The following is a 7,366-nucleotide window of genomic DNA, read 5'->3' on the forward strand; positions in this document are numbered from 1 at the left end:
AGGGAGTGGGGTTCGGAGTCCGTACCGTTGTCAGCCGCAACGTCGAATGACGAGGCCTGTTTGCAAGCGCTGGTGCGAGCGATAGAGAAATTGCAGGCCACCACCGCCCTGGAACAGGTCTGGCATCAGGGTGCGGCGTACTTGGCCCAGGAGTTGCAAGCGGCGTTGGCCGTCAATGGACGCCAGGGACAGGTGTGGGTATGGCTGGCCAGTTACGACCCTGTGCGCAAAACCCTGGTGGGACGCGATGGCGTGGTGCCCAACCCCAAGGAAGAAGGGACATTGTTGCGCCAGCGGTTGGAAATCACGGCGGGTGATGTCTGGCAACAGGTATTGGAACAGGGACAACCACTCGATATTCCCGACTGGAACAAAGAAGCCCGCCGGGGCGAATGGGTCCATCGGATGAGTCGCTGGCGACCGGTGGGGGCCAGTGTGTACCCATTGCCGGGCGGTATGGGCATTGCCTTTTTGGGGATTTCCGAGTGGGGGGCGACCCTGCGACCGGATGGCAAGCTGCGGGTGCGTTTGTTTCTCCGCGAACTGACCCAGCAATTGCAACGGCTACAGGAGCGGCAGAAACGGCAACAAACCCAGCAGGCGGGGGAATTTCTCATCCAAGTGATGGACAAATGTCGCCAGCAAAAGGGGTACCACGAACGCTTGGCTGTGGTCATCGAACAACTGCACCAGGCGGTGGGAGCGGACCAAACCCTGCTGTACGCCTACGACGAACGCGCCAGTCAGTTCACCCTGAAAACCAGCGCCCCCCGTTTACGCCGGGACGACGTGATCCCCCTAGCGGTGCTGCGAGGGCTGTACCAAGAATTGTTGCTGGCCGAAAGAGTCGTGATTCCCGATGCGAGCCAGGCAGAACGGATGGCTATCGGCGCCCAGTTTTGGCAGCAGTACCATGCTCAAGCCCTCATTGCCGCTCCCATCTATGCCCCTGAATCGAAACAGTTGCTGGGGTTTTGCGCCTGTTTGAGTCGTCAACCCCGACCCTGGGATGCCTTTGCCGAGACGGCTGTTCAGGGCGTTGCCCAACTCATCGCGCTGCTATCGTCCTTGGCCGATTTATCCCAAACCCTGATGCGACTGGAAACTGAACAGAAGGTGCATATCGGCATCGCCCAAGCGATTTACGGCACACAAGACTGGCAACAGGCGCTCAAAACGGCGGGACAAATTCTCGACCAGCACCTACCGGGCGACCGCTGGTTGTTGTTGCACCAGAATCCTGACAGCCGTCACTACGACATTGTGCATCAGAGTTTCAAGAAGCGACCGATTGTAGGGCCATTAGCTGCTCTACACGAACTCGATTACGAAGCCTTGAGCCGCGACCATCCCGTGCTGGCCGTCCCCAACTGGCAAACGGACTTAAAACTGATGACCTGGCGGCAAACCCTGCAGAATCAAGGGGTGCAAGCTGTCTTGGCTGCCAATGCGGTACCGGAACGACCACCAGAAATCTTATTGGTTTTAACCTGCTCCCAACCCTACGCCTGGAGTCTCCAGGACCGTCAATTTGCCCAGGCGGTGGCGCGACAGTTGGGGGTAGTGGCGCGGCAATGGTATCTCCATCAGGCACAGGCGTCCCAAACCCGTCTCTACCAAGCGCTGGCGCAGGCGTTGACACTGGTAGAAAAGCCATCGGCGTTGGTGCAATATCTGGCCCAAGCCTTGGACGTGCCCCAGGTGGCTTTGGTGACGTGGGCTGCAGGCGCTCAGACCGGTCAAGTGGTGGTCGCCCATCCCCACCATGAACCGTTTGCCGTGGTGACTGACACAGACATTTCGCTCGATGATGATCCGTTCATTCAACAGGTCATTCGCCAATCAGAACCCTGGGTGCAAAGTGGCGTAGATTTGGAACCCGAAACGCGGCGGTGGTTGACCGGCCCAGGGATTGAGCGAATTTTAGCCGTACCCATTGGTGAACCGGCGCAAGCTCTGCTGATGTTACTAGACCGCGGGCAAGACCCTTGGCCGTCCCCAATGGTTCATCTCTTGCAAGTCCTGGCTCAGGTCATGGCGCGGGAGCAGTCCTTCAGGCAACGGTTGCAAGACTGGCAACAGGGCTACTTGGAATTGGCGTGCCAGGATTGGTGGCGGCAATGCCTATGGCCGGAATGGGCGGCTGAGATAAGCAGCTTGATTCCTGAGCAATGGCCGGCAAAAGCACAACAGGCTCGCCGGTGGCTGCAACCCGACCTGTCCCTGCATCTCCAGCCGGTGCCGTTAGCGGGGTTATTGCGGCGGGTGTCGGCGCGGGTGCAAGACCTGATGAATGAACGGCAAGTCTGGTTTCGCGTGCATCAGCAGGGGCCAGAAAAAGCGCAGGTCCTAGGGGACGGGGAACGGTTGGAATTTATCCTGGCGGAATTGCTGCGTTTTGCCTGCCAGCGTTCTCCCCAGCAGGGACGGGTGGATATTTGGTGCCAACTTGTTTCCAACGGCCTGATGGAAGTCGCGATTACCGATTACGGCCCCATCCCCGAAACGCTGCTGGAGCAACTACGCCCAGACCATCCCGACCCCCTGAGCAAGGGTGTGTTGAACACGTCGCCGATGCGGGAACTCTTCTTGTGCCGGTTGCAGGTGCAACAGATGGGCGGCGAACTGTTTTACGAAAAATTACCGGATCAACGCTTTTCCAGTCGCCTGTGGCTCTCCCTGGCCCTATGAACCGGCGGTGGCTCCTGGGGTTGACGGTTCTCTCACTCGTGGCGTGGTTGATCCGTCTGGACAATGTACCGCTGCGGGATGTGGATGAAGGTCAAGTTGCTCTGGTGGCGCGGGATATTTTTTGCACGGGCAACTGGTTGTTCCCCACCCGCATGGGCGAACCCTATCTCAACAAACCGCCGCTGGTGCATTGGTTAACCGCTGCTGCCTATCACTTGGGGGGGATAACCGACTGGACAACCCGCTTACCGGCGGCCTTATTGAGTGCGCTGGCTGTGCCAGGGATGTACGTTTTGGGGTGGCAAGTCTTTGGTCAAGAATTCGCGGCGCGCTGGTCAGCTTTGGTGTTTTTGACCCTGTTGCCGGTGGTGCGACACGGGCGCTTGGCGATGTTGGATGGCACAGTGGTCACCGGCTTGGTCTGGCTATTGGTGGCCACCGCACTCACTCGACAGCAAGTGCGCTGGAGTTGGGTGATGGGGTTGCTGCTGGGACTGCTGGCCTTGACCAAAGGGTTAATTGCGGTGCCGCTAGGGGTGATTGCGCTGGCCTTTTTGCTGTGGGATAGTCCCCAGGTACTCAAAAAGCCAAGGTTTTGGGTGGGATTGGTGTTGGGAACGTTACCTGGGCTGAGTTGGTTTATGCTGCAACTTCTTCACTATGGTCCTGTGTTCATCCGAGAGCACTTGGTGAAACAAAGCCTCGCCCGCACCTGGGAAGTGGTCGGTGGTGAACCGGGTCCCCCCTGGTATTACGTGCAGCACTTGTTTTTCCACAGTTGGCCCTGGTTTTTCTTTTGGCCGCTGGGGTTGGTCAATGCCTGGCGAAACCGGGATGAATCCTGGGCGAAATTGAGCCTACTGGGAACTGGGATATTTCTGGGCGTTATCTCAGCGATGACCACAAAAATCACCTGGTATGTGATGCCCGTATATCCCTTTTTTGCCTTGACGGTGGGAGCCTACATCACTCAAATCTGGCAATGCAAAGTTATCTGGCCGCGCTGGTGGGCTTATGTATTTGGGTTCTTAACAGTGGGAGCGATTGGCACCGGAATTTACTACGGGCTAATCGTAGGGCAATTAGAGTTGCTCGGAGTACTGCTGATATTAACAATGACGCTAGCAGGAACTACTTGGTATCTCTGGCGACAAAAGCGGCAGTTTCTGGTGATATTAACAGGGGGCTTTTACTTATCCATCGTGGCTTTGATGACCACCCCCTATTGGAACTGGGAATTGAATAACTCCGAATTTGCTGTGAAACCCGTCGCCCAATTGGTGAGAGAATTTGTCCCACCCAACTATGACGTCTATATTTCCCGTCATCACAGCCGGAGAACCTTGGATTTTTACAGTGGCCGGCGCATCGAAGCCCATCCCAAAGAAAAACTAGTGGAGTTCTGGCAAGCGCGTTCACCCCGTCCCTTTTTACTCATCAAGACCAAAGAGTTAAGCCAGTTCAATTTACCAGGGCATCGCGTTTACGGCCAAGCAGAAAACTACACGCTTGTCGGCCCAGATGTTGGGTTTACACCCAAACCCATGCCTGCAAAGTGTCCATTACCGAAGTTGTGATTAAGTGTTTCAATCTGTTTCAATTTCAATCCCGCATACCGGGATAAGGACTTTGAGACTTTGCGTTTCATCACGACTCCCGCAAGATTTGGCAGTTTCAATCCCGCATACCGGGATAAGGGCTTTGAGACGCAATAATTCCCCCAAAGACGCCCAGAAAGCCTGCAGCGTTTCAATCCCGCATACCGGGATAAGGACTTTGAGACGGTCGGGCGAAGCCTGGGCGAAGGTCGGGCGCTGTGTTTCAATCCCGCATACCGGGATAAGGACTTTGAGACCAGGTCGAATTTTGTCACCCTGGGCAGCCGCAAGAGAGTTTCAATCCCGCATACCGGGATAAGGACTTTGAGACTCGAAGAACTTTACAGTTCTGACCCTTATAGGGGTCGGGTTTCAATCCCGCATACCGGGATAAGGACTTTGAGACATTGGCCAGTAGCGTGGATTCTTTCAGTAGGTCGTTGTTTCAATCCCGCATACCGGGATAAGGACTTTGAGACTCCGCCAGCGGGTAATCAAACTCCTGGGTCTGAATTGTTTCAATCCCGCATACCGGGATAAGGACTTTGAGACCTGCTGCTGGCTGCGTTCTGGAGGACGAAATAATGGTTTCAATCCCGCATACCGGGATAAGGACTTTGAGACTCGGCGGGCGCTCGCCTTTGCCCGGGTGCGTGGCAAAGTTTCAATCCCGCATACCGGGATAAGGACTTTGAGACAGTTAAGGTGGGGCAACTTGTCCCAATTTAAAGAAAGTTTCAATCCCGCATACCGGGATAAGGACTTTGAGACCGCCCGACTCTGCGCCCGACCCTGCACTCTTGACAATTCGTTTCAATCCCGCATACCGGGATAAGGACTTTGAGACTAATGGCTGTTATCGTTTTGTTCATGGGCTTTCGAGTTGTTTCAATCCCGCATACCGGGATAAGGACTTTGAGACTTGGGACTTTCGGCATCCCAAACACTACCTGGTGGAGTTTCAATCCCGCATACCGGGATAAGGACTTTGAGACACTCAAATGTTCCACTGGGTGCTAAAGGAAGCGAAAGTTTCAATCCCGCATACCGGGATAAGGACTTTGAGACCGCTATGAACCTGTCAACCAGCAGGCGGTGGAAGCTGTTTCAATCCCGCATACCGGGATAAGGACTTTGAGACGGATAGCCCGAGCATCGGGCTATTCGACCAAAACCGGGCGTTTCAATCCCGCATACCGGGATAAGGACTTTGAGACGCTAGACATAAATTCAGCCAGTGTAGAACAGATTCAGAAGTTTCAATCCCGCATACCGGGATAAGGACTTTGAGACTCTCCTTAATGCACATTCCCTGTTTTGCCAATTTAAGGTTTCAATCCCGCATACCGGGATAAGGACTTTGAGACCATTGACTACCCCCTCACGGTCGAAGTGCCAAAAGGTTTCAATCCCGCATACCGGGATAAGGACTTTGAGACCTTGGACAATCTTCGAGAGATCGCTTCTCTCGAGGAGCTGTTTCAATCCCGCATACCGGGATAAGGACTTTGAGACGGCAAGACCACGACCCTGGTGCACTTGGCTAAGTTGTTTCAATCCCGCATACCGGGATAAGGACTTTGAGACAACGTTACCATCGTTGCCGCCGTTGTTCATCCTTCCGTTTCAATCCCGCATACCGGGATAAGGACTTTGAGACAGGCCGCCTGGCGGACCTTGTGGTCCCTGTGGTCCTGGTTTCAATCCCGCATACCGGGATAAGGACTTTGAGACCAAGGTCTTGCCAAAACTACGGGTAACCATAGGTCATGTTTCAATCCCGCATACCGGGATAAGGACTTTGAGACACATCCGGCGTTCCCGACCCTGGTAGGAATACTTGGTTTCAATCCCGCATACCGGGATAAGGACTTTGAGACGGATTCCCATGCGTTGACTTGGTGGGCGAGCACTGGGCAGTTTCAATCCCGCATACCGGGATAAGGACTTTGAGACTTTGGTGACTTTCATCTAGGCGCGCCTGTGAAGATAGTTTCAATCCCGCATACCGGGATAAGGACTTTGAGACGCCCAGCTTTTAGCTAAGGCCCGCGCCTACCAGAAGGCTGTTTCAATCCCGCATACCGGGATAAGGACTTTGAGACTGCTATCGGAGAATATCTGCTACTGGAAACGGATAATGTTTCAATCCCGCATACCGGGATAAGGACTTTGAGACCTGGAACCCTACGGAACCTTCCTGGAAGCCTTCTGGGTTTCAATCCCGCATACCGGGATAAGGACTTTGAGACTCTTCTAGCCATAATAATTCCATCAGAAAGTAAGTAGTGTTTCAATCCCGCATACCGGGATAAGGACTTTGAGACCAGCTAGGCCAGTGGCAATTGCTGGTGTGGCGTGGGGTTTCAATCCCGCATACCGGGATAAGGACTTTGAGACATAGGGATGCTATCTGGGCCGCCGCTGTCCACGCCGTTTCAATCCCGCATACCGGGATAAGGACTTTGAGACGTGCGTATTCCACCGTCATACCGTGAAGAATTGGAACGTTTCAATCCCGCATACCGGGATAAGGACTTTGAGACATGACCAGGCATTGCTAGGTGGAGATGGCTTGACTGTTTCAATCCCGCATACCGGGATAAGGACTTTGAGACGTTTCACCACTGGTGGTGATTGTTAGTACAATTGCACGTTCCAATCCCGCATACCGGGATAAGGACTTTGAGACGTTGAGGACTATGCCTTAACGGCGGTTGTTCCGGAGTTTCAATCCCGCATACCGGGATAAGGACTTTGAGACCCACACTAATAAGCTACGTTCCGACAATCCTATAGGTTTCAATCCCGCATACCGGGATAAGGACTTTGAGACTCCTACAGCGCCTGCGGGCTGTCCTGCAGGGTCAGCTTTGTTTCAATCCCGCATACCGGGATAAGGACTTTGAGACGATAAGTTGTTTGCAAGCTTGCGTCGCCGTTAAATAGAGTTTCAATCCCGCATACCGGGATAAGGACTTTGAGACCCAGCCTAGAATGGAGCTTATCAGAGCTGTTCTTTGGTTTCAATCCCGCATACCGGGATAAGGACTTTGAGACTCCGCGCCTGGAAAGGC

2 protein-coding genes and 1 CRISPR repeat array are annotated in these 7,366 nt (G+C 54.2%); both genes read left to right on the forward strand.

Annotated elements, in window-relative coordinates; genetic code table 11:
* The first annotated feature begins 27 nt into the window (after positions 1–27).
* Positions 28–2,691: a GAF domain-containing protein gene (locus NZ705_09870; GenBank protein MCS7293257.1), complete on the forward strand. Its 2,664-nt coding sequence runs from the start codon at positions 28–30 to the stop codon at positions 2,689–2,691.
* Positions 2,688–4,268, forward strand: coding sequence for a glycosyltransferase family 39 protein (locus tag NZ705_09875; GenBank protein ID MCS7293258.1), 1,581 nt, complete (start codon positions 2,688–2,690; stop codon positions 4,266–4,268). The genes NZ705_09870 and NZ705_09875 overlap by 4 nt, the downstream gene beginning before the upstream one ends.
* Before the next feature lie 16 nt (positions 4,269–4,284).
* Positions 4,285–7,349: direct repeats of the CRISPR family, unit length 37 nt; unit sequence GTTTCAATCCCGCATACCGGGATAAGGACTTTGAGAC.
* Positions 7,350–7,366: the final 17 nt, after the last annotated feature.

The organism is Gloeomargarita sp. SKYB120 (assembly GCA_025062155.1).
Lineage (GTDB): Bacteria > Cyanobacteriota > Cyanobacteriia > Gloeomargaritales > Gloeomargaritaceae > Gloeomargarita.

Excerpts from the sequence above, each read along its gene's own strand:
- NZ705_09875 (MCS7293258.1), top strand. The coding sequence starts at position 2,688 with ATGAACCGGCGGTGGCTCCTGGGGTTGACGGTTCTCTCACTCGTGGCG.